This window comes from Photobacterium lucens (assembly GCF_009873615.1).
In the GTDB taxonomy this organism is placed as follows: Bacteria; Pseudomonadota; Gammaproteobacteria; order Enterobacterales; family Vibrionaceae; genus Photobacterium; species Photobacterium lucens.
On the sequence record NZ_SSMG01000400.1, the window covers coordinates 1 to 556 of the forward strand.

The following is a 556-nucleotide window of genomic DNA, read 5'->3' on the forward strand; positions in this document are numbered from 1 at the left end:
TTTCCATTGTTTGAAAAGTTAAAGGTTGAAATATTACTATCCATATACTCTTTTTGTGGTGACTTTATCAATAAAATGATTGATACAACAATTAAAGAAATAGAAAGTAAAAAAATAAAACGTTTTAATAAGTCAGCGTCACCTTTATCATGATGAGATACTTTGAAATAAACAATTCCCCATAAAGAAAACACTAAGGTAGTACTGTTATTAACATTATTAATTAATGTCTTTAGACTATTTATGGAGTGATGGATAATATCTTCTGCATGTGCTTCATTAGGAAAACACGTTTTTTTGATATTATCGATTGTCGTAAAGCGATTTGCATTATTTAGTAGATAGCAAAGTATAATGACATCATTAAAATCCAGCGTAATATTTTGCTGATCAATGTTGATTAAATTAAGAGCAGGGTAAAATGTCGCTCTACCAATTTGATACTTTACCATTGAAAACTAATGCTCTTTACGCTTCGAATGGTATTAGTCTTAATAAAAATGTGAGTAAAATCAAATAACCAAGGATTATTTTGCGATAACTTTACAAAACAATC

At 27.9% G+C, this 556-nt stretch carries 1 protein-coding gene; it reads right to left on the reverse strand.

Annotation, left to right across the window (positions count from 1 at the left end; translation table 11 throughout):
• Positions 1 to 452 (reverse strand): hypothetical protein (locus tag E5A76_RS16595; RefSeq protein WP_161119598.1); only part of this gene is annotated, 452 nt, incomplete at its 3' end.
• Between the last annotated feature and the right edge of the window lie 104 nt (positions 453 to 556).